The sequence below is a fragment of the Pseudomonas sp. HC1(2025) genome (genome assembly GCF_058742075.1).
Window position 1 is genome coordinate 1428599 of sequence record NZ_CP196017.1, and the last position, 18861, is coordinate 1447459.

The window sequence follows — 18861 nt, forward strand, 5'->3', positions numbered from 1 at the left end:
CCACCTGCCTTTTTCCTGCCGCTGGACCTTTCCTCAACAGGTTGAATGGAGTGTTCTCATGCAGACTTCAATAAAAGGCGTGTCCCGCACCCGGCAAGTGGTAGCGGCGGTGGTCGGCAACGCGCTGGAGTGGTACGACTTCATCGTCTATGGCTTTCTTGCCAGCATCATCGCCCGGCAGTTTTTCCCCTCGGATGATGAATACGCGTCGCTGCTGATGGCCCTGGCCACCTTCGGCGTGGGCTTTTTCATGCGCCCGGTGGGCGGCATCCTGCTCGGTATGTATGCCGACCGCAAAGGCCGCAAGGCCGCCATGCAGTTGATTATCCGCTTGATGACCGTGTCTATCGCGCTGATCGTGTTTGCGCCCAACTACGCTGCCATCGGCATGGGCGCGCCGCTGTTGATCGTGGTGGCGCGGATGCTCCAGGGCTTTGCCACCGGCGGCGAATATGCCAGCGCCACGGCGTTCCTGGTGGAAAGCGCACCGGCCCATCGCAAGGGCCTGTACGGCTCCTGGCAATTGGTCGGGCAGTGTTTGGCAGTGTTTGGTGGCGCGGCGATGGTGGCGTTGGTCACCCATTTCTTTTCCCCAGAGACCCTCGACCTGTGGGGCTGGCGCCTGCCGTTTGTGTTCGGCCTGCTGATCGGCCCGGTGGGCTTGTGGATTCGCCGGCACATGGAAGACCCCGAGGAATTTATCGAAGCACGCAAACAGGCCACCGGCCCGGCGCCAAGCCTGATGACAGTGCTGCGTGAGCATCGGCGCAGCATTCTGGTGAGCATGGGCCTGGCCTGTGGTGCGACGGTGTCGTTCTACGTGGTGCTGGTGAATATGCCGACCTTCGCCCACAAGAACCTCGGCCTGCCTCTGGACCAGGTGTTGATGGTGCAGATGTTCGCCGTGGCGCTGATGACCGTGGTCATCCCTTTGTCGGGCCTGCTCTCTGACCGATTGGGCCGGCGGCCGGTGCTGATGGCCTTCACCCTGGCGTTTTTCGTGATGGTCTACCCGCTGTATGTATGGGTCGCGGCGGCGCCGTCCATCGAGCGCTTGCTGGTGATGCAGGTGATGCTGTGCATCGCCATCGGCGGCTTCTTCGGCCCGGCGCCGACGGCCCTGGCCGAGCAGTTTCCCATCGAGGTGCGCTCCACCGGCGTGTCGGTGGCCTACAACGTGGCGGTGATGTTGTTCGGCGGTTTTGCCCCGCTGATTGTGACGTGGCTGAGCAAGGTGTTGGAGACACCGGTAGCTCCGGCGTTTTATGTGCTGTTCGCTTGCGTCCTGACGCTGCTGGGCACTTACTGCATGCATGAGGCGCCAAGGGCTGCAGCGCCGGCGCGGTTTGCCAAGGGGGTGAAACCTTGAACATCGTTGAACTGGATGCGCTGGAGCTGTCCCAGGCGATCCATGCCCGGCAGGTGTCCTGCCACGAAGTGATGCAGGCCTATCTGGCGCAGATCGCGCGCTTCAATCCATTGGTCAATGCCCTGGTGTCGCTGCGCGACGAAGCCGATGTGCTGGCCGAAGCCCGCGCCTGTGATCTTGAGCTCAAGCAGGGCCGTTCCCGCGGCTGGATGCACGGCATGCCCCAGGCCATCAAGGACCTGGCGGCGACCCAGGGCCTGCGCACCACCCTGGGTTCGCCACTGTTCGCCGAACAGATTCCCACTGAAGACGCGATCGCCGTGGCACGGGTGCGGGCCAGCGGCGCGATTATCATCGGCAAGAGCAACGTGCCGGAGTTCGGCCTCGGCTCGCAGACTTACAACCGGGTGTTCGGCACCACCGGCAATGCCTACGACCCGACCCTGGTCGCGGGCGGCAGCAGCGGCGGGGCGGCGGTGGCCCTGGCGCTGCGCATGCTGCCGGTGGCCGATGGCAGCGACATGATGGGCTCGCTGCGCAACCCGGCGGCGTTCAACAACGTATTCGGCCTGCGCCCGTCCCAGGGCCGCGTGCCCCATGGCCCGGCGCCGGAGGTGTTTGTCCAGCAATTGGCCACCGAAGGCCCGATGGGGCGCAGTGTGGCGGACGTGGCGCGGCTGTTGGGCACCCAGGCCGGTTATGACCCGCGGGTGCCGTTGTCGCTCAAGGACGACCCCAGCGTATTCGGCGCGCCGTTGGCCCGTGATTTCAAGGGCGCGCGTCTGGGTTGGCTGGGTGACTACAACGGCTATCTGCCGATGGACGACGGCGTAATGGCGCTGTGTGAATCGGCCCTCGGCGACTTCAGCGCGTTGGGTTGCGAGGTGGAAAGCTGCCAGCCGGATTTCTCCATGGAGCGCCTGTGGCAAACCTGGCTGGTCCATCGCCATTGGCTGGTGCAGGGCACGCTGGGGGCGGCGTATGCCGATCCGCAAAAACGTGCGTTGCTCAAGCCTGAAGCGCAGTGGGAAGTCGAGGGCGGCCTGGGCCTGAGGGCGGCGGATGTGTATCAGGCGTCGCTGGCGCGCAGTGACTGGTACCGCGCCCTGGCCCAGTTGTTCGAACGTTACGATTTCCTGCTGCTGCCCACGGCACAAGTGTTCCCTTTCGATGCACAACAGCCCTGGCCACGCGTCGTCGGGGGGCAGGCCATGGACACTTATCACCGCTGGATGGAGGTGGTGATCGGCCCCACATTGGCTGGCCTGCCGAGCATGAGTGTGCCGGTGGGCTTCAACCCGCAAGGCTTGCCCATGGGCCTGCAAATCATCGGCCCGGCCCAGGCGGATCGCGCGGTGCTGCAACTGGCGTATGCCCACGAACAACTGACGCACTGGGTGCAGCGTCGCCCTCCGGAATGCTTGAGCGGGTGACGGCCTGTATCTTGCTGTGAAATTCGCTCAACCATCAGCAACCGGGAGGTCAGCCATGGGCAGCAACGTCGACACAGGGACTGTGCGCTCCGTGGAGCGGGCACTGGCCATCATCGAGTTGCTCGGTGAACACCAGGCCCTGGGGCTTGAGGAACTGCATTACCTGACACGCCTGCCCAAGGCCACGGTCTCGCGCATGCTGCTGACCCTACAAGAACAGGGCTGGATCTATCGCGGCCTGAGCGACCGGCGCTACCGTCTCAGCGCCCAGCGCTTGTTCGGCGATACCCAGCAACGCTTCAAGCGGCGCCTGGTGGAGTGCGCGGCGCCCTGGCTGCTGGAACTCAGCGAACGCACCGGGCTGGTGGCGGACTTGTCGAACTTTGACGGTGAACGCCTGGAAGTCATGGAAAGCGCGATCCCCACGGTGTTGCGCAAGCTGTACCCGAACAACTGCCAGATCGTTGGCCAGCATGCCAGCCTGTTTCATTCGGCCATGGGCAAGGCATGCCTGGCTGAACTTGCCGCAGAAGAAGTGCAGCGCCTGGCCAGCCGCGAGCATGTGGCGGCCGATGATCAATACCGCGCCTGCGAGCAATCCCAGCACCAGGGGTTTGGCCAGCGTACCGAAGGGTACTGGGAATACCCGGTGCGCCTGCCGTTCCTGATCCGCGCGGTGGCGCTGCCGGTGCGGGCCAATGGCCGATTGGTAGGGAGCATGGCGTTGCACTGGCCGATGCACCAGGCGCCGGTGGAGCGGGTGCTGAGTTTGCATCTGGCGAGCCTTGAGGCCACCGTGCAAGGCGTGCAGCAGGCACTGGCCTAAGGTGCAAGCTGGTTTGTGTGGGAGCGGGCTTGCTCGCGATAGCGGTGGGTCAGTCAAATATCCATTAACTGACCCACCGCTATCGCGAGCAAGCCCGCTCCCACAGTTAAATTGCCGGGACCGTTACATTGCGTGCAGCAGGCCGGCCAGTTAATGTTCGAGCAGGTTTTTCTGCGCGCGAGTGTTTAATGTTCAACACATCCATCCTCAAACCCCTGGCCCTCTTGCTGCTGGCCGCTGCCGCCATGCCCGCGCAGGCTGCGTGGTACCTGGATAACGAATCCTCACGGCTGTCGTTCGTCACCACCAAAAACACCGATATCTCCGAAGTCCAGCGCTTCTTGGTGCTGCATGGCAAGGTCGAAGAGAACGGCGCGGCGCAGTTGCAGGTTGAACTGGAGTCGGTCAACAGCGGCATCCCGCTGCGCGATGAGCGCATGCGCAACGACCTGTTCCAGATCAAGACCTACCCCGATGCGCTGATCAACGCGCAAATCAATCTGCAGCCGATCAACGACCTGGCTACCGGCGCACAACTGGAGTTGCGCCTGCCGCTGTCGGTCACCCTGCATGGCAAGACCCAGACCTACAACGCCGAACTGCTGGCAACGCGCCTGGATGACCGGCGGTTCCAGGTGGTGACCCTGGAACCACTGGTGCTGCACGCCAAGGATTTTGACTTGCTCACCGGTGTCGAGACTCTGCGCAAGGCCGCTGGCCTGGACGCGATTAGCCTGTCGGTGCCGGTGGGTGCGGTGCTGATTTTCACGGCGCGCTGACATGAGCGGCGCGGTGTTCCCCTGGCGCAGCGCCAACCGCTTCGAATTGCTGATCGACGGCCCGAATTTTTTCCCGCAGATGCTCGTGGCGATCGCCCGTGCCGAGCGCCAGGTAGAGCTTGAGCTGTATCTGGTGGAGGCGGGCGCCTGCGCCGAAGAGATGGTCAAGGCCCTGGTGCAGGCGGCCGAGCGCGGGGTGCAGGTGCGTTGCCTGTTCGATGACTACGGCAGCCTGGCATTTACCCTCAGCCTGCGGCGCCGCTTGCTCGAGGCCGGGGTGCAGTTGCGCTTTTACAATCGCCTGCGCTGGCGCCGCTGGATGCGCAACCTCTACCGCGACCACCGCAAGCTGTTGTTGGTCGACCAGAGCATCGCCGTGGTGGGCGGCACTGGGGTCACCGATGAGTTCTGGACCCCTGGGCAGGACACCTGTGAGTGGCACGAGGTCATGGTGCAAATCAGCGGCCCGCTGGTGCAGGACTGGCAAGCCCTGTTCGACCGCCAATGGCGGGTCAACGACCACCGTCGCGCCTGGAAGCCGGCGACGCATTTTGGCTTGCCGCGCCTGCCCAAAGTGCCGGCGACCGGCCCCGGCCTGGGGCGGGTGGCGTATGCCGACGCCGGCCAACACCGGGACATTTTGCAATCGCTGATCCGCGCCTTGAACAGCGGCCAGCGCCGTATCTGGCTGGCCACGCCGTACTTCCTGCCCACCTGGGGCGTACGCCGGGCCCTGCGCCGGGCGGCCGGGCGTGGTGTGGACGTGCGCCTGCTGCTCACCGGGCCGCGCACCGACCATCCTTCGGTGCGCTACGCCGGCCACCGCTACTACCCACGCCTGCTCAAGTCGGGGGTGAAGATCTTTGAATACCAGCCGTGTTTCCTGCACCTGAAGATGGTGCTGGTGGACGATTGGGTGAGCGTCGGCTCGTGCAATTTCGATCACTGGAACCTGCGTTTCAACCTGGAGGCCAACCTGGAAGCGCTGGACCCTGAGTTGACGCTGGCGGTGGCGGGCAGTTTCGAGCGTGATTTCGCCCAGAGCCAGGCGGTCAGCCTGGAGGCGTGGAAGGCCCGACCGTTGTGGCGGCGGGTCAAGCAGCGGGTGTGGGGGTGGATCGATCGGTTGGTGGTCAATCTGCTGGATCGAAGAGGGTAGGGAACACACCGCAATCAACTGTAGGAGCTGGCTTGCCAGCGATGGCAGCACCTCGGTGTAACTGATAGACCGAGGTGCCTGCATCGCAGGCAAGCCAGCTCCTACATTGACCGTGTTTACAGCTTCAATCAGAGCAGTTCAAAGCTCTGCTGCTGCACATCCTGGGAGTCCAGCCCGATCTGCACATTGAACTGGCCAGGTTCGGCGGCGAACTTGAGCTGGGTGTTGTAGAACTTCAAGTCATCCTCGGTAATGCTGAAGTGCACCACCTTCGATTCACCGGCCTTGAGCAGGATCTTCTGGAAGTTCTTCAGTTCCTTGATCGGGCGGATCATCGAGCCGGCCACGTCCTGGATGTACAGCTGCACCACGGTCTCGCCGTCGAGCTTGCCGGTGTTTTTCAGGGTGACGCTGGCGTCGAGCTTGCCGGTCTTGTTCAGGGTGGTGGACGACAGCGCCATGTCCGACAGGCTGAAACGGGTGTAGCTCAGGCCATAACCGAACGGATACAGGGGACCAGTGGTGTCGTCGAAGTACTGCGAGGTGTAGTTGCCCGGTTTGCCCGGGGTGAACGGCCGGCCAATGGTCAGGTGGTTGTAGTAGGTCGGAATCTGCCCCACGGAGCGTGGGAAGGTGATTGGCAGCTTGCCCGACGGGTTGTAGTCACCGAACAGCACATCGGCAATCGCGTTGCCGCCTTCGGTGCCGGCGAACCAGGTTTCCAGGATCGCGTCGGCTTGCTGGTGCTCTTCGAGGATCGACAGTGGCCGGCCGTTCATCAACACCAGCACCAGCGGCTTGCCCGTGGCTTTCAGGGCCTTGATCAGGTCGCGCTGGCTTTGCGGGATGTTCAGATCGGTACGGCTCGAGGATTCGTGGGACATGCCACGGGACTCGCCCACGGCGGCCACCACCACATCGGCGCTTTTCGCGGCCTTGACCGCTTCGTCGATCAGCACCTGGGCCGAGCGCGGGTCATCCACCACTTCCGGGGCATCGAAGTTGAGGAAGTTCAGGTAGTCCACCACCGCCTTGTCACTGGTGATGTTGGCGCCACGGGCGTAGATCACCTGGCCCTTTTCGCCGATCACCGCGTTCATGCCGTCCAGCAGGGTCACCGATTGCGCGGGCTTACCGGCGGCGGCCCAACTGCCCATCATGTCGATGGGGGCCTTGGCCAGCGGGCCGACCAGGGCGATGGTCGCGGATTTCTTCAGCGGCAGGGTGTCGTTGTGGTTTTTCAGCAACACCAGGCTGCGCCGCGCGATGTCGCGGGCTTCGCTGCGGTGCAGGCGGCTTTCGGCATAGGTGTCGGCCGGATCATCCTCGGCCTTGCCGATACGCAGGTATGGGTCGGCAAACAGGCCCATGTCGTACTTGGCACCGAGCACTTCACGCACCGCGTTGTCGATGTCGCTTTGCTCGATCTCGCCGGATTTCAGCAGCCCTGGCAGTTCCTTGCCGTAGAGCTGGTCGTTCATGCTCATGTCGATGCCGGCCTTGATTGCCAGCTTGGCCGCTTCGCGACCGTCCTTGGCCACGCCGTGCTTGATCAGCTCGAAGATCGCACCGTGGTCGCTCACCGTCAGGCCCTTGAAGCCCCACTCCTTGCGCAACAGGTCGTTCATCAGCCAGGTGTTGGCGGTCGCAGGCACGCCGTTGATCGAGTTCAACGCCACCATCACCCCGCCGGCGCCGGCCTTGATTGCCGCGTGGTAGGGCGGCAGGTAGTCCTGGTACATCTTGACCGGGCTCATGTCGACCACGTTGTAGTCGCGCCCGCCTTCCACCGCGCCGTACAGGGCGAAGTGCTTGACGCTGGCCATGATGCTGTCGGCCTGGGCCGGGCTCGGGCCCTGGAAGGCCTTGACCATCACTTCGCTGATGCGCGACACCAGGTAGGTGTCTTCGCCAAACCCTTCGGATGTCCGACCCCAGCGCGCGTCGCGGGAAATATCGACCATCGGCGCGAAGGTGATGTCGAGGCTGTCGGCGGCGGCTTCCTTGGCGGCAATGCGCCCGGAGCGGCTGATGGCGTCCATGTCCCAGCTCGAGGCCAGGGCCAGGCTGATCGGGAAAATAGTGCGGTGGCCGTGGATCACGTCATAGGCGAAGAACATCGGGATCTTCAAGCGGCTGCGCATCGCCGCGTCCTGCATCGGACGGTTTTCCGGGCGGGTGATGGAGTTGAACGTGCCACCAATGCGCCCGGCGGCGATTTCCTTGCGGATCATCTCGCGCGGCATTTCCGGGCCGATGCTGATCAGGCGCAACTGGCCGATCTTTTCATCCAGGGTCATCTGCCCGAGCAGGTCGCTGACGAACGCGTCCTTGTCCTTAAGCGCAGCGGGCTTGGTCTCGGCAACGACGGATTGACTGGCCAGAGTGGCAACAAGGCCCAGCAAACACAGCTTTTTCATGAATATCCTTTTTCGGCGAACTGCGCAGTGTTCAGGTAAAAAACACGGCTCGGCCAAAATGTGGGGAGCGACTATTGTTGTTCGGGTGTTGTGTGGATAAATACCGCACACTTCTCAGCTCTTTATGAACTATCCATAAAGAAGGGCATCTTTTAGCTGATTGGCTCGCTGTAATCCAGTAGTGGCGGATTATGCCCCAAGCGCGTGATGTATAGGGTCAGTCGTCAAATTCCATAAGGTTGGTCAGGAGACACACCATGCAAGCAGCACAGACTATTCGATGGGGCTGGAAAGCCGCGGCCCTGCTACTGATCAGCAGCGTGCTGAGCGGTTGCGGCATCAACAAGATCCCGACCCTGGACGAACAGGTCAAGGCGGCCTGGGCCCAGGTGCAGAACCAGTATCAACGGCGTGCCGACCTGATCCCCAACCTGGTGGAAGTGGTCAAGGGCTATGCAGCCCATGAGCAGGACACCCTCACCGCGGTGATCGAGGCGCGAGCCAAGGCGACCTCGATCCAGGTCGATGCCAGCACCCTCGACAACCCGGAAAAACTCAAGCAGTTCCAGCAGGCCCAGGAAGGCCTGAGCGGTGCCCTCAGCCGCCTGATGGTGGTGTCCGAGCGCTATCCGGACCTCAAGGCCAACCAGAACTTCCTGGCCCTGCAATCGCAGCTTGAAGGCACCGAAAACCGCATCAGCGTGGCCCGTCGCGACTTTATCGCCGCCGTGCAGGCCTTCAACACCGAGATCCGTACCTTCCCAGGCCGCCTGTGGCACAGCGTGATGTACAGCGATCTGCCGGTGCGCGCCAACTTCGAGGCCACCAGTGCCGATGCCGATAAAGCGCCGCAAGTGAAATTCTGATGACCTGGCGTGCTGGGTGGCTGGCGGCGCTGCTGCTGGCCTTTAGCCTGACTGCCCAGGCGGCGCCGGACTTCCCGGCGCTGACTGGGCGGGTGGTCGACAACGCGCAGATGATCGACCCGCCGGTGCGTGCGCAACTGAGCCAGCAATTGCAGGCGCTGGAGCAAACCAGCGGCGACCAGATCGTGGTCGTCACGGTGCCCGACCTGCAAGGCCTGCCCATTGAAGACTACGGTTATCAACTGGGCCGGCACTGGGGCATCGGCCAGAAGGGCAAGGACAACGGCGCGCTGTTGATCGTGGCCCGGGACGAGCGTCAGTTGCGCATCGAAGTGGGCTACGGCCTGGAGGGCGTGCTCACCGATGCGCAGTCGTGGGTGATCATCAACCAGGTGATTGCGCCCAAGTTCAAGGCGGGCAATTTCACCCAGGGCATCAGCGACGGCGTGGCGGCCATGATCCAGGTGGTCGGCGGCGAGCCGTTGGCGGTGCCTGCCCATGTGGCGGACCCCAACTTTGCCAAGGACAACCCGGTGTTTTCCATCGGCCTGTTCATCCTGTTGCTGGTGGTGTTGTGGCTGTGCAACCGCATGGGCCTGCCAGTGGGCGCTATCCTGCTGGCGATTCTCAGCAGCAGCGGGCGTGGCGGCGGTGGCGGCGGGGGCGGTGGCTTCAGGGGCGGCGGTGGCGGTTTTGGCGGCGGCGGGGCTTCGGGTGGCTGGTAATGACAATAACTAAAGAGCATCTACAACCATGGCTTTACTGACAGAACACGAGCAGCGCCAGGTCGCCGAAGCGATCGCCAGGGTCGAGCAACAGACCGACGCCGAACTGGTGACCGTACTCGCCGCCCGCGCCGACGACTACGCCTACATCCCGCTGCTGTGGGCCAGTGTGGTGGCGTTGGTGGTGCCGGGGATCGTGCATTACCTGTCGGGCTGGTTGACCATGCACACCTTGCTGCTGGCGCAATGGGCGACGTTCATTGTGCTGTGCCTGGTGTTCCGCCTGCCGGCCATCACCACTCGCCTGATCCCGCGCTCGGTGCGGCATTGGCGCGCATCGAACCTGGCGCGCCGGCAGTTCCTGGAGCAGAACCTGCACCACACCCTGGGCAGCACCGGGGTGTTGATTTTTGTCAGTGAGGCCGAGCGCTATGTGGAGATCCTGGTGGACGACGGGATTTCCAAGCGGCTGGATGACAGCAGTTGGGACGCTATCGTCAAGACGTTTACCCAGCAGGTGAAACAGGGGCAGACATTGGCGGGGTTTATCACATGCATTGAGGCCTGCGGCGAACTGCTCAAGGTGCATGTGCCCCAGACCCACACGCGCAATGAACTGCCCAACCGCCTGGTCGTCCTGAAATAACCTGTAGGAGCTGGCTTGTGTGGGAGCTGGCTTGCCTGCGATAGCATCAACCCGGTGTGACTGATAGACCGAGGTGCCCGCATCGCAGGCAAGCCAGCTCCTACACAAGCGGCATTTTCAATCGCACTGACCGTTGGGCAAATAACTCCGTGCCCTGGCGCGCCATCCCCCCTAAAATGCCCGGCATTCCCTGCCCGAGGCGTTTTTGTTCATGTCTGTCACCGCTAAACCTGCCAGCCCCGCGCCGGATCATCACGCCCAGTTCATCGAATTGCTGCGCGCAAGCCTCGAGCAGAATGCCTTTATCAAGCTGGTGCTGGCCAAGTACGTGGGCGATGAAGTTGAGCTGCAACGCCTGATCATCAAGGCAGTGACGGTCAAGGAGCAGGCGTGCCTGTCCTTTGTCTACCGCTACAAGACCCGCGATATCACCAAGAACTTCGCCCTGGCAGACGGCGTCGCGACGATTGCCGCGCTGTTGCCGGCCTCGTTCAAGAACGCCCACCTGTTGTCGTTGACCGACGAAGCGCAGCTGGAATACAGCAAGAAGAACAAAAGTTCGCTGTTCAAAAGCAAACCCCAGCAGTTGCGTGAAGCGCCATCGGCCGAGCACAACCGTGAGAAAAACCGCTTTCTCGACCTTGGCCGGCCATTTCTCGCCGACCTGGGCGTGACCAACGCCAAGCACGAGCTGATCCCGGCGATGTCGCGCAAGTGGAAGCAGATCAACAAGTTCATCGAAGTGTTCAGCCACGCGCTGACCTCATCCCCCTTGCAACTGGACCGGCCGGTACGCGTCGCGGATTTTGGCTCGGGCAAGGGTTACCTGACGTTCGCCATCCACGACTACCTGCGCAACACCCTCAAGGCCGAAGGCCAGGTGACGGGCGTGGAGCTGCGCGAAGACATGGTGACCCTGTGCAACAACGCCGCCGCCCGCCTGGAGCACCCGGGGCTGGTGTTCAAGTGCGGTGACGTGCGCAGCGTGGCGCCCAGCGAGCTGGACGTGATGATCGCCCTGCATGCCTGCGACATCGCCACCGACTACGCAATCCACACCGGCATCCGCTCCGGGGCGTCGATCATCATGTGCTCGCCGTGCTGCCACAAACAGATCCGCTTGCAGATCCAGAGCCCGGCACTGCTCAAGCCGATGCTGCAATACGGCCTGCACCTGGGCCAGCAGGCCGAGATGGTCACCGACAGCTTGCGTGCGTTGTTCCTTGAGGCGTGCGGCTATGAGACCAAGGTGTTTGAGTTCATCTCGTTGGAACACACCAACAAGAACAAGATGATCCTGGCCGTGAAGCGTGCCGAGCAGGTGGACAACGCTCAACTCCTGGAGAAAATCCAGGAGCTCAAGGCGTTCTACAACATCACCGAACACTGCCTGGAAACCCTGCTGCGGGTGGATGGTTACCTGGCCTGAGAATGACGCAAATCAAAATGTGGGAGCTGGCTTGCCTGCGATAGCATCACCTCGCTTGACCTGATACTCCGAGGTGCCTGCATCGCAGGCAAGCCAGCTCCCACATCAGATCGTGCTCGCCTTGGAGACCGGTGCAGGCTGCACAGCTGTCTTGCGCCCCAACATCACCGTGACGATCACCCCGCAGGCAAACAGCCAGGTAATCGGCTCGATGTGCTCGCCAAAAAACAGCGCGGAAAAGGCGATGGTGAAAAAGATCTGCAACAGCTGGATCTGGCTGACCCGCGCGATCCCACCCATGGCCAGCCCGGCATACCAGGCAAAGAACCCCAGGAACTGCGAGAACAGCGAGACGTAGCCAAACGCCCACCAGGTGCGCGCCGAGATTGCGCCTTCATGTTGCAGCGCCAGGTACGTCACCGGCCCGATCAACAGCGGCGTCGACAGCACCAGCGCCCAGCAGATCACCTGCCAGCCGCCCATCTCCTTGGCCAGTCGGCCGCCTTCGGCATACCCCAGGCCGCCCACGGCAATCGCCCCGAGCATCAGCAGGTCGCCAGCCTGGATGCTGCCGGCGCCCGTGATCAACGCATAGCCGAGCACTAACGCGCTGCCCAGTGCCGCGCAGGCCCAGAAAGCTTTTGACGGACGCTCATGGGACAGCCACGCCGCATACAGTGCCACGCACAGCGGTTGCAGGCCGTTGACCAGGGCGCCATGGGAGGCGGGCAGGGTTTGCATGGCCCAGGCCGACAACACCGGGAAGCCGAGGATCACCCCGGCAATCACCAGCGCCAGGCCGCGCACCTGGCGCCAGGTCGGCCAGGCTTCGCGGCGCCAGAGCAACAGTAGGGCCGCCGGCACAGCCGCGAACAAGGCGCGGCCCAGGCCATTGAGCAACGGATGGATTTCCTGCACCACGATGCGGGTGAAGGGCAGGGTCAGGCTGAAGATGATGACGCCGAGCAGGCCGAGGGCCATGCCGGTGTTTTCGCGCGAATTCATGGGAGCAACCGGATTGAATGGGCAGGCAGGTGCTGCCCATCTAGCCACAAAGCCCGCAGGACGCGGGCTTACAGCTGGGTGCAGATTGAACCGTACAGTTGGGCGGTTAGAAGAAGCGGGTCACGCTGATCTTGGCGTTGCGCCCGACGCTGGTGGCGCTGTCGCCGCTCAAGGCTGGCATGTAGCTGCGGTTGAACAGGTTGTCGACGGTGAAGTTGACTTCAGTGCCCTTGAGGTACGCCTGTTGCGGCGTCCATTTGGCGAACAGGCCCTGGGTGTCGTAGCTGTCGTTGGCGTACTGGTCGTAAAACAGGTCGCCAAAGCCACTGTTCAGGCCGCTCGAATATTTGTCGCTGGGCAAACGATCGGTCTTGCGCACGAACTGGCCTTGCCAGCCCACTTGTGCGTCCCAGGCGGGAATCTTGGTGCCAAGCACAGCAACCCACTTGGCCGGTGGAATGTCCCGGGCCCAGACGTGGATGTCGCTGGCCCACGGGTTGGTGTAGGGGTTTTCGCGTTTGCCGGTGGCCCACGAGTAGCTCAGGGAGCCGAACAGATAGGTCGAGTCGTAGTAGCCTTCGAGCTCGAAGCCCTTGATGGTCATGCTGCCGATGTTGCGGTAGTTGGTCTTTGACGCCATGTCGGTGCAGACATCGGCGATGGAGCCGACCTGGGAGTTTTGTTCCTTGCAGCCAATCCCGGTGGCCTTGAAGATCTCGTCTTCGATCTTGTTGTGGAACAACGTCGTACGCAGTTGCAGGCTGTCGCCGCTGGCCATCACGTTGGCAAAGCTGGTGACGTTACCCACGGTGATGGCGGTGATGCGTTCCGGGTCCAGATTGCGGCTGGTGGAGGTGCGGCTGCCCAGGCCCTGGACTTCGTATTGCTCGTCGATCACCGGGGCGCGCCAGGTGCGGCTCCAGTTGGCGAACATCACCACGTCCGGGGTGACTTTCCAGAACGCTGCCAGGCGCGGCGACCAGCCGGCATAGGTGCGGTCGCTGTAGTCGTGGCCGTAGGCCGGGTCGGGGTTGCTGTAGTACGGCGCATCGTTGGCCTTGCCACGGTTGACCACGTGGTCATAACGCAGGGACGGGGTGATGGTCACGTCGCCCAGGGTCACCGCGTCCTGGATGTAGAACGCGTTGGTGTCGACTTTGCCGTGGGGCATGAAGGCCGGCTGGAAATGCCCGTAGTTGTATTTGGGCGTGTTGTAGGTTGCGCCGGGCATCCAGCTTTCTGTGTCGCGGATGTGCTTGCGGATCTGTACGCCGGTCGTCAAGGCATGGTCCAGCGGGCCGCTGTTGAAGCGGCTGATGTTGCGCAGCTCCAGGATCTTGTCGGTGTAGGCAGTGTCCATCTTGCGCCCGCCGGTGGACAGACCGACGACGGCCGTGGCGTCGCGTTCGTCGGTCTGGTCGGTATTGGACTCCGAATAGCTGAGCTTCATGTCGATCAGCGGGTTATCCAGGGGCTGGTATTCGTACTTGCCTGACCACGTGGTATCGACGGTGTGGCGGTTGGCCAGGAACCGTCTTACGGCCGCGTCGTAGCCATAGCGGTCGATATCGGTCTTGCGCGGTGGCGATGGGTAGCTTCTGGCCGAGAAAGGTGTCCAGCGTTCGCTGTTGGCCCGGGAGTAGGAGAAACCGAGGCTGTGCTCATCGGTCAGGTACATGTTCAGTTTGAACAGTTGACCGTCCACATCCTGGGCGCTGTTGGGCAGGCGCTGCGGGTTGATCGGGTATTCCTTGCTGTCATAGTCGCGCGCTGCGGCCAGCTTCATGTCGCCGCCGTCACGCTTGGTCAGGTAGGCCAGGGCGTCGATGCGCCCGTCATCGGTGCGGCCATACACGGCGCCGCTGTAGACCTGTTCGTGGTCGTTGCTGGCATAGCCGTACTTGAGCATCGCACCGCTGTTGCGCCCGTCCTTGAGCAGGTCCGGCGCATCCTTGGTGACCATGTTGACCGTACCGCCGAACCCGCCGTTACCGGTGAAGGCCGAGTGCGGGCCTTTTTCCACCTCGACACTCTTGATCATCTCGGGCTCGATAAACACGGTGCCCTGCTGATAGCGTTCGAAACCGCTTTTGGTCGCGCCATCGACCGTCATCGGTACGTCTTCGGCCTCGCCCATCCCGCGAATATTGATGATCTGCCCGCCCGGTTTCATCGAGCCGCCCATGGTCACCCCCGGCAGCGTCTGCACCAGGCTGGCGATGTTGTTGGGCTGCAGGCGGTCGATATCGGCCTGGGACAGGGTGGAGCGGCCGACGGTGCTGGCGTCGACCTGGTTACCGGTACCGATCACGCTCAAGGCGTCCAACTGCACGCTGGCGCTGTTGGTGGTGCGGCTTTCCTCGGGGCGCACGACATAGGTGCTGCCTACTTTGATCAGAGTGAACTCGCCGGTCTTGAGCAGGGTACGGATCGCCACTTCGGGGGTGAAATCACCGTTGAGCGCGGGCGCCTGGATATTCTTGAGCAGGTCTTCATCGAACAGCAGCTGGATTTTTGCCTGTTGCGCAACCTGGCTCAGGGACGTGGCCAAGGGTTGGGCCGGCAGTTGCAGGGTGAACGACTCGGCCTGGGCCGTGAGGCTGACGGTCAGGCAGGCGGCGATGAGTGTCGGTCGAACAAACAGGTGCTGGGCAAGGCAAGGCGCGCGAAACATGAAATCCCCCAAGGCGGCTAAATAGCCAAAAAAGGCATGCGTATCAAACGCAGACCGGAGGAAGACGCGGCAGGAAAAAAAATCCTCACATGCGAATGCAAAATATTCTCAAGTGGTGCTATTTGCGTGCTTCGATGCGGATCCTGCCGTCGGCCAGGGGCACGGTTTTCACCGGCAACAAGGCAGGCAGGGCGTTGAGCAGCGCGTCCGGGTCATTCACATCGAGGTTGCCGGAAACCTTCAGTTGCGCCACCGGGCCATCGGCCAACACCACGGCCTTGGGCCGGTACAGGCTCAGCTCATCCAGCAGGCTGGCCAGTTCACGGTTGCGAAAGGACAGGTGCCCGCTGCGCCAGTCGGCGACTTCGCCAACGGCCAGGCGTTGTTGCTGCACGGAGCCCTTGGCGTAGTTGTAGGTTGCCCGCTGCTGGGCGCCGAGCATGACGGCGCTGGCTTTTTGGTCGGGGGCGAAGGCAACCATCCCGTGGGCCACGCTGACCACCAACTGCTGCTGGCTGCGGCGCACATCAAACGCGGTGCCCACCACCCGCACATCGGCCTCGCCAGCGCGCACGAACAATGGCCGCTCCTTGTCGGGCGCCACCTCCACGTACAACTGGCCCTGGTCCAGATGGATCACGCGGCGATGGGCATCGAAGTCCACGCGCAACTGCGTGCTGGCGTTGACGTACAAGGTGCTGCCGTCCGGCAGGTCCAGGGTGCGCATGCCTCTGTCCTGTGCCGCGACCTCGGTGTGGTAGAGCCCGCGCGGGGCGCCCAGGTTACTGGCGAGCAAGGCGCAGACCAGCGCGGCCGCCACTGCCAGGGCGGGGCGCCAGGGCGCGGGCTGGCGCGTGGGCAAGGGCACGGGTTTATTCAGTTGCTGCAGTTCGCCAAGGTCGGTCCACAGCTGTTCGAATTCGGCGTAGGCGCGCGCATGGGCCGGCACGGCATGCCAGGTGGCGAAGGCCTTGCGCTCCTGCGTGCTGCTTGCGTTGCGATTGCGCGCAAACCAACTGGCAGCCTGGGCATCGATGGTGTCGTGCTCATCAATTTCGTGGCCGTCGCGGTTGCTCAAGCGGGTCATTCTGGCTGCTCCTTGCCCGGGTCTTTTTGAAGTCGCTGCTTGCAGTGCAGCAGGGCAAAGGCAATGTGCTTTTCCACCATGCTGATCGAAACGCCCATGCGCTCGGCAATCTGCGCCTGGCTCAGGCCTTCGAAGCGGTGCAGCATAAGGGCTTCTCGCCTGCGGGGCGAGAGTTCGGCGAGGACTTCTTTCAACTGTTCCAGGCGTTGGAGGCGCAGGGCGGCGGCCATAGGATCGTTTTGCTCGTCGGTGACAGGCTCGGCATCCCATTCGCCCTGTTCATGATGGACGCTGTGCCGCACCTTCTGTTTGCGCCAGTGGTCGCGCAGCAGGTTGCGCGCCATCTGAAACAAAAAGGCCCGTGGCTGCTCGACCTTGCTCCGGTCGCGGTAGTCCAGCCATTGGGTAAAGACATCCTGGGTCATGTCCGCCGCGTCGCTGGCGTTGTCCGTGCGTTTGCGCAGGTAATGCAGGATATCTGCATAAAACCCGCGAAAGGCGTCGGCCGACAACGGGTCGGGCTTGAAACGAGACATGGATATCCTTCTTGACGCAGCACGCTGCAGAAAAGTCGCGAATGATATCGAGAATTATTGCTATTTGTCTCCGTAAATTTGGCAATGCATGCAATCCCCTGTGTGAGCGGGCTTGCCCGCGATGGCGGTGTGTCTGATCCACCGCTATCGCGGGCAAGCCCGCTCCTACAGGGGGTGTTTTAGCGCAACGCGGCCAGCAGCTTCTGCAACTGCGCCTGACCCGCCATGTCCAGTGGGAACACCGGCAACCGCGGATCTCCCACCTCCAGCCCGGTCATGCGCAAACCGGCCTTGATTGTCGCCGGTAAGCCACCCTTGAGGATGAAGTCCAGTACCGGCAACTGCCGATAGAACAGTTCGCGTGCCCGGTTCAGGTCGTTGGCCTGCACTGCCTGGTACAGATCCAGGTTGAGCTGCGGGATCAGGTTCGGCGCAGCGGTGCACCAACCCTTGGCCCCGGCGGCGAACGCTTCCAGGGCCAGTGGATTGCAGCCGTTGTAGAACGGCACCTGGCCCTCACCCTGGCGGTACAACTGGTGCATGCGCTGGATGTCGCCGGTGCTCTCCTTGACCATCGTCACGTTATCAACGCTGTTGACGATGCGCAGGATCAACTCCACCGACATATCCGTGCCGCTGGTGGCCGGGTTGTTGTAGAGCATGATCGGCACACCAACGCTGTCGCCGACGGCCGCGTAGTGCGCGAGGATCTGCGCTTCACTGAGCTTCCAGTACGACGTTGGCAGCACCATCACCACATCGGCACCTTCGGCTTCGGCAAAACGTGCGCGGCGCACGGCCTTGGCGGTGGTCAGGTCGGACACGCTGACGATGGTCGGCACGCGCTTGGCGACTTTTTGAATGCTGTAGGCGCTGACTTCATCCCACTCGGCATCGCTCAGGTAGGCGCCTTCACCGGTGCTGCCCAGCGGCGCGATGGCATGCACGCCGCTGTCGATCAAACGGTCGATGGAGTGGCCCAGGGCGTCGAGGTCAAGGGTGCTGCCGTCGGCGCTGAACGGGGTTATGGTGTAGCCGATGATGCCGTGAATTGTAGGGCTGGACATGGAATGTCTCCGGTCGAAAAAGGCTTCAGTTCAGGCAATCGGCGTGTTGGCGCAGGTTCTGCCGAGCGTAGTAGTTGAACGCGGCGCCGTGGCGCTTGGGCTTGGAGATCCAGTCATGGGCCTCGCGTCCCAACTGCGGCAGGATCGGCTTGACGGTCCCGGCGGCCATGGCCAGCAATTGCAGTTTGGCCGCCCGTTCGATCAATTGCGCGATCACGCAGGCTTCTTCGATGGTGCTTCCGGTGGACAACTGGCCGTGGTGCGACAGCAGGATGGCGCGCTTGTCGCCCAGGGCCTCGGTGATGATTTCGCCTTCTTCGTTACCCACCGGCACACCCGGCCAGGCTTCGAGGAACGCACAGTCTTCGTACAGCGGGCACAGGTCCATGTGTGACACCTGCAGCGGTACTTCGAGCATCGACAGCGCGGCGATGTGGGTCGGGTGGGTGTGGATGATGCAGTTCACATCCGGCCGGCCACGGTACACCCAGCTGTGAAAACGGTTGGCCGGGTTGGGCATGCCGTGGCCTTCCAACACTTCCAGGTCTTCGTTGACCAGCAGCAGGTTGCTGGCGGTGATTTCATCGAAACCCAGGCCCAGTTGCTGGGTGTAGTAGGTACCAGGCTGCGGGCCGCGGGCGGTGATCTGCCCGGCCAGGCCCGAGTCGTGGCCGTTCTCGAACAGAATACGGCAGGTCAGGGCCAGCTTTTGCCGGTCGGTCCACGTATTATCCGCCAGGGTACTTTGCATCTGGGTCAGCGCTTGCTTGACCAGTTGTTCTTTGGGGAGTGCTAATGTCTTGGCCATATCGGTGTCCTTTGGGTGGTTCATTGGACGTC

16 protein-coding genes are annotated in these 18861 nt (G+C 62.7%); 9 read left to right on the forward strand and 7 right to left on the reverse strand.

All coding sequences use genetic code 11. The features are described 5' to 3' along the window. Positions 1-58: 58 nt before the first annotated feature. From ACSSVH_RS06285 to ACSSVH_RS06305, 5 genes are all read left to right on the forward strand, one after another. Positions 59-1369, forward strand: coding sequence for a citrate-proton symporter (locus ACSSVH_RS06285; protein WP_169955537.1), 1311 nt, complete (start codon positions 59-61; stop codon positions 1367-1369). Next, positions 1366-2802: an amidase gene (locus tag ACSSVH_RS06290; RefSeq protein ID WP_492634233.1), complete on the forward strand. Its 1437-nt coding sequence runs from the start codon at positions 1366-1368 to the stop codon at positions 2800-2802. The genes ACSSVH_RS06285 and ACSSVH_RS06290 overlap by 4 nt, the downstream gene beginning before the upstream one ends. 55 nt (positions 2803-2857) lie before the next feature. Continuing rightward, complete coding sequence (locus tag ACSSVH_RS06295; protein WP_169955539.1) at positions 2858-3628, forward strand: IclR family transcriptional regulator; 771 nt, start codon at positions 2858-2860, stop codon at positions 3626-3628. A 188-nt stretch (positions 3629-3816) separates the two neighbouring features. Then, on the forward strand, positions 3817-4407 hold the full coding sequence (locus tag ACSSVH_RS06300; protein WP_169956797.1) for a YceI family protein: 591 nt from the start codon (positions 3817-3819) through the stop codon (positions 4405-4407). A gap of 1 nt (position 4408) precedes the next feature. After that, entirely contained in the window at positions 4409-5566 is a 1158-nt protein-coding gene (locus ACSSVH_RS06305) for a phospholipase D-like domain-containing protein (RefSeq protein WP_169956795.1), read from the forward strand. Between the two features lie 128 nt (positions 5567-5694). Here ACSSVH_RS06305 and bglX read toward each other — a convergent pair whose 3' ends face one another. Then, positions 5695-7986 (reverse strand): beta-glucosidase BglX, encoded by a 2292-nt coding sequence (bglX, locus tag ACSSVH_RS06310; RefSeq protein ID WP_172314802.1) that lies wholly within the window; start codon positions 7984-7986, stop codon positions 5695-5697. Positions 7987-8243: 257 nt separating this feature from the next. Between bglX and ACSSVH_RS06315 the strand changes: the two genes are divergently transcribed. From ACSSVH_RS06315 to ACSSVH_RS06330, 4 genes are all read left to right on the forward strand, one after another. Beyond that, positions 8244-8852, forward strand: coding sequence for a LemA family protein (locus ACSSVH_RS06315; protein ID WP_029297013.1), 609 nt, complete (start codon positions 8244-8246; stop codon positions 8850-8852). Further along, positions 8852-9577 (forward strand): TPM domain-containing protein, encoded by a 726-nt coding sequence (locus ACSSVH_RS06320; RefSeq protein WP_169956791.1) that lies wholly within the window; start codon positions 8852-8854, stop codon positions 9575-9577. Before ACSSVH_RS06315 ends, ACSSVH_RS06320 begins: the two co-directional genes overlap by 1 nt. 28 nt (positions 9578-9605) lie before the next feature. Further along, positions 9606-10223, forward strand: coding sequence for a TPM domain-containing protein (locus tag ACSSVH_RS06325; RefSeq protein ID WP_169956789.1), 618 nt, complete (start codon positions 9606-9608; stop codon positions 10221-10223). Between the two features lie 211 nt (positions 10224-10434). After that, positions 10435-11652 carry a class I SAM-dependent methyltransferase gene (locus ACSSVH_RS06330; RefSeq protein WP_492634234.1) on the forward strand — a complete coding sequence of 406 codons (1218 nt, stop codon included), beginning with the start codon at positions 10435-10437 and terminating at the stop codon, positions 11650-11652. Positions 11653-11757: 105 nt separating this feature from the next. On the opposite strand, the gene ACSSVH_RS06335 is transcribed toward ACSSVH_RS06330, so the two are convergent. From ACSSVH_RS06335 to ACSSVH_RS06360, 6 genes are all read right to left on the reverse strand, one after another. Then, positions 11758-12657 carry a DMT family transporter gene (locus ACSSVH_RS06335; RefSeq protein WP_099167892.1) on the reverse strand — a complete coding sequence of 300 codons (900 nt, stop codon included), beginning with the start codon at positions 12655-12657 and terminating at the stop codon, positions 11758-11760. Positions 12658-12763: 106 nt separating this feature from the next. Beyond that, positions 12764-15331 carry a TonB-dependent receptor gene (locus ACSSVH_RS06340; protein WP_492634235.1) on the reverse strand — a complete coding sequence of 856 codons (2568 nt, stop codon included), beginning with the start codon at positions 15329-15331 and terminating at the stop codon, positions 12764-12766. A gap of 118 nt (positions 15332-15449) precedes the next feature. Further along, the gene (locus ACSSVH_RS06345; RefSeq protein ID WP_432755169.1) at positions 15450-16418 is read right to left on the reverse strand and encodes a FecR family protein; all 969 of its coding nucleotides are present in this window, start codon (positions 16416-16418) and stop codon (positions 15450-15452) included. Continuing rightward, entirely contained in the window at positions 16415-16954 is a 540-nt protein-coding gene (locus ACSSVH_RS06350) for an RNA polymerase sigma factor (protein ID WP_169956781.1), read from the reverse strand. Before ACSSVH_RS06350 ends, ACSSVH_RS06345 begins: the two co-directional genes overlap by 4 nt. A gap of 179 nt (positions 16955-17133) precedes the next feature. Then, positions 17134-18021, reverse strand: coding sequence for a dihydrodipicolinate synthase family protein (locus ACSSVH_RS06355; RefSeq protein ID WP_170058367.1), 888 nt, complete (start codon positions 18019-18021; stop codon positions 17134-17136). Between the two features lie 25 nt (positions 18022-18046). Continuing rightward, on the reverse strand, positions 18047-18829 hold the full coding sequence (locus ACSSVH_RS06360) for an aldolase (RefSeq protein WP_169956777.1): 783 nt from the start codon (positions 18827-18829) through the stop codon (positions 18047-18049). Between the last annotated feature and the right edge of the window lie 32 nt (positions 18830-18861).

Bases quoted from the DNA above. Each gene is read 5' to 3' on its own strand.
- ACSSVH_RS06330 (WP_492634234.1), top strand. From the start codon at position 10,435: ATGTCTGTCACCGCTAAACCTGCCAGCCCCGCGCCGGATCATCACGCC.
- ACSSVH_RS06350 (WP_169956781.1), bottom strand. From the start codon at position 16,954: ATGTCTCGTTTCAAGCCCGACCCGTTGTCGGCCGACGCCTTTCGCGGG.
- ACSSVH_RS06320 (WP_169956791.1), top strand. From the start codon at position 8,852: ATGACCTGGCGTGCTGGGTGGCTGGCGGCGCTGCTGCTGGCCTTTAGC.
- ACSSVH_RS06300 (WP_169956797.1), top strand. From the start codon at position 3,817: ATGTTCAACACATCCATCCTCAAACCCCTGGCCCTCTTGCTGCTGGCC.
- bglX (WP_172314802.1), bottom strand. From the start codon at position 7,986: ATGAAAAAGCTGTGTTTGCTGGGCCTTGTTGCCACTCTGGCCAGTCAA.
- ACSSVH_RS06355 (WP_170058367.1), bottom strand. From the start codon at position 18,021: ATGTCCAGCCCTACAATTCACGGCATCATCGGCTACACCATAACCCCG.
- ACSSVH_RS06335 (WP_099167892.1), bottom strand. From the start codon at position 12,657: ATGAATTCGCGCGAAAACACCGGCATGGCCCTCGGCCTGCTCGGCGTC.
- ACSSVH_RS06295 (WP_169955539.1), top strand. From the start codon at position 2,858: ATGGGCAGCAACGTCGACACAGGGACTGTGCGCTCCGTGGAGCGGGCA.
- ACSSVH_RS06340 (WP_492634235.1), bottom strand. From the start codon at position 15,331: ATGTTTCGCGCGCCTTGCCTTGCCCAGCACCTGTTTGTTCGACCGACA.
- ACSSVH_RS06360 (WP_169956777.1), bottom strand. From the start codon at position 18,829: ATGGCCAAGACATTAGCACTCCCCAAAGAACAACTGGTCAAGCAAGCG.
- ACSSVH_RS06305 (WP_169956795.1), top strand. From the start codon at position 4,409: ATGAGCGGCGCGGTGTTCCCCTGGCGCAGCGCCAACCGCTTCGAATTG.
- ACSSVH_RS06285 (WP_169955537.1), top strand. From the start codon at position 59: ATGCAGACTTCAATAAAAGGCGTGTCCCGCACCCGGCAAGTGGTAGCG.
- ACSSVH_RS06325 (WP_169956789.1), top strand. From the start codon at position 9,606: ATGGCTTTACTGACAGAACACGAGCAGCGCCAGGTCGCCGAAGCGATC.
- ACSSVH_RS06315 (WP_029297013.1), top strand. From the start codon at position 8,244: ATGCAAGCAGCACAGACTATTCGATGGGGCTGGAAAGCCGCGGCCCTG.
- ACSSVH_RS06345 (WP_432755169.1), bottom strand. From the start codon at position 16,418: ATGACCCGCTTGAGCAACCGCGACGGCCACGAAATTGATGAGCACGAC.